Raw genomic sequence first — 2,605 nt, 5'->3', positions numbered from 1 at the left:
AAAGGGGAGAACGAGCCTGACCGGCAACCTAACGAACACCCTCCTCTACCCGATCGCGGACGCTCTCTCCGCGCGGCTCGTCCTCGACGGCCGCTACTCCGGGGAGGGACGGCTCGACGGGAGCCTGCGGGGAGGGGTCGACTGGACGATCTCCGCGACGTGGAGTTCATCCCTGTCAGCCACATATACGGCCGGGCTCAAGCCCGGGGGCGGGATGTACAACGGCCTCTTGTTCGAGCTGACGGTGGCAGCGACATTTTGAGGGAGAGAGCATGACTGATCGCTACGACAGGCAGGTTGCGCTTCCCGAGATCGGTCCGGCCGGGCAGGCCCGACTGCGGGAAACGCGGGCACTCGTGGTCGGAGCCGGGGCGCTCGGCTCGAACGCCGCCGCGCTCCTCGTCCGCGCGGGAGTCGGGGGAATAAAGATCGTCGACTTCGATCTCCTTGAGCTCTCCAACCTCCAGCGCCAGGCACTCGTCACCGAGGCGGACGTCGGCCGGCTGAAGGCAGAGGTCCTCGCCGCTCGGCTCGGGGAGATAAACTCCGAGGTAAGGGTCGAATATGAGATAGCCCGAATCGACCGGGAGAACGCGGAGGGACTGCTCGCGGGGGCGGAGATCGTGTTCGACGGGCTGGACAATTATCCGGCCCGTTACCTCGTGAACGATGCGTGCGTCAAGCACGGAGTCCCGTGGGTGTTCACCGCGGTTGCCGGCACGTACGGGGAGGTGATGCCGATCATCCCGGGGAAAGGGGCGTGCTTGCGCTGCCTCATTCCCGACCCGCCGCCGGAGTCCGCCGTCCTCACCGCGGGGACGAGCGGGTTGCTGAACTCCGTCCCCCGGGCGGCGGCAGCGATCGCAGTTGCCATCGGCATCAAGACGATTCTCGGGCAGGTGGAACTCCCCACGCAACTCGTTACACTCGATCTCTGGGATAACGGCTTCGGAACGCAGGCGATCTCCCGCAATCCGGGGTGTCCGTGCTGTGGTGCGGGAGAGTACGAATTTCTGGAAAGGAGCTAGGATTGAGCAAGCAGATGAAACGGATACTGGTCACTGGTGCGGTCGGGCAGATCGGCTCAGAGCTCACCCTCGCCCTGCGCGACCGCTACGGCGCGGAGAACGTAGTTGCTGGATTTCATCATACCGGTCCGACGCCGCAGCTGCGCGACTCGGGCCCGCTCGCGCGCCTCGACGTCACCGACCGCGCCCGGCTAGAAGAGGTGGTGGACAAGTACAGAATCGACACGATCTTTCACATGGCGGCGATCCTGTCCGCGGTGGGGGAAGAAAAGCCGAACCTCGCCTGGCACGTGAACATAGACGGGCTGTACAACGTTCTCGAAGTCGCACGGACGCGGGGGATGACGCGGGTGTTCGTCCCGAGTTCGATCGCGGTATTCGGACCGGAGACCCCGCGCGATCCCGCTCCCCAGGAGACGATCCTCCGCCCGACCACGATGTACGGGGTGACCAAGGTTGCTGGGGAGCTTCTGGGGAACTACTACGTGCGCCGGTTCGGGCTCGACGTGCGCGGGGTGAGGTATCCCGGGATCATCTCGAGCGAGACCCTCCCCGGCGGGGGGACGACCGACTACGCGGTTGAGGTGTTCTACAAGGCGCTGCAGGAAGGGCATTACGACTTCTTCGTCCGTGCGGACACCGTCCTCCCGATGATGTACATGCCCGACTGCATCCGCGCCACGATCGAGCTGATGGAGGCCGATTTCGACAGGCTCAAGCACCACTGTGACTTCAACCTCGCCGGGATGAGCTTCTCCGCCGAGGAGCTGGCCCTGGAGATCAAGAAACACATCCCGGAGTTCACCTACGAGTTTCACCCCGACTTCCGCCAAGAGATCGCCGATTCCTGGCCGAAGCGGATCGACGATGCCGCCGCGCGCGAGGAGTGGGACTGGAAGCCGGAGTTCGACCTCCCATCGATGGTCGCCGACATGCTCGCCCGCCTGCGGGAGAAGTTGACCTAAGTTAAGCTCGCTGACTAAATAAAATTAACGTGAATTTCAAGGCTTGAGTCGCAACTGACTTGAATAGTAGACCGCTCAGGAGTGTCCAGCGACTCCCGACACTTGGGATCGGATTCTGTTCGGCTTAGGTCCGGAAGGCAGCATCCGGCGAATGTCGGTCAAGTTCCGGTGATCAGTTACCAATGCGCCTCGTCTTCACACTGGGTAGGCAGTGTGATATCCTTGAAACCGAAACGGAAGATCGTTTTATCTCCGGGAAGAAAGGAGGGACAAGGAGGTAGAGCGGTTGAAGAGGTTTCTTGCTTTCTTGTTCATGTTTTGTGCCTTCGGAATGGTTCTGGCTTATGGCAATCAGCCCGTGATCACCGGCGTGACGATCCCGAACACTTCGATGAAGATCGGGGATGTCGTCACCGCCACGATCAGCGTCCAGTCGGATTCGGCGACGATCTACACGTTGGTCACTGAAAGCAATATCGGTGGCTATGAGCTCGGTGACCTTCAGAAGATTGACAGCACGACGTATGAGGCGACGTTCACGATAACAGAGGGCGGAACGGACTACGCCGCGGACGAGGACATACCGGTCGACCTGACGCTCGAGGATCCGGG

Annotated in this window: 4 protein-coding genes; all 4 read left to right on the top strand. The window is 62.0% G+C overall.

Annotated features, from left to right (window positions below):
* Positions 1–262, top strand: a 262-nt coding sequence (locus J7J55_02230; protein MCD6141523.1) for a hypothetical protein, incomplete at its 5' end; no start/stop codon positions are given.
* Positions 263–272: 10 nt separating this feature from the next.
* Positions 273–1,028, top strand: coding sequence for a HesA/MoeB/ThiF family protein (locus J7J55_02225; GenBank protein MCD6141522.1), 756 nt, complete (start codon positions 273–275; stop codon positions 1,026–1,028).
* Between the two features lie 14 nt (positions 1,029–1,042).
* On the top strand, positions 1,043–1,993 hold the full coding sequence (locus J7J55_02220) for an NAD-dependent epimerase/dehydratase family protein (protein MCD6141521.1): 951 nt from the start codon (positions 1,043–1,045) through the stop codon (positions 1,991–1,993).
* A 286-nt stretch (positions 1,994–2,279) separates the two neighbouring features.
* A partial coding sequence (locus J7J55_02215; GenBank protein MCD6141520.1) for a hypothetical protein occupies positions 2,280–2,605 on the top strand: 326 nt, incomplete at its 3' end.

The organism is Candidatus Bipolaricaulota bacterium (genome assembly GCA_021159055.1).
Lineage (GTDB): Bacteria > Bipolaricaulota > Bipolaricaulia > UBA7950 > UBA9294 > S016-54.
The sequence above is the reverse complement of the archived record's forward strand: the minus strand, read 5'-3'. Positions and strand labels throughout refer to the sequence as shown.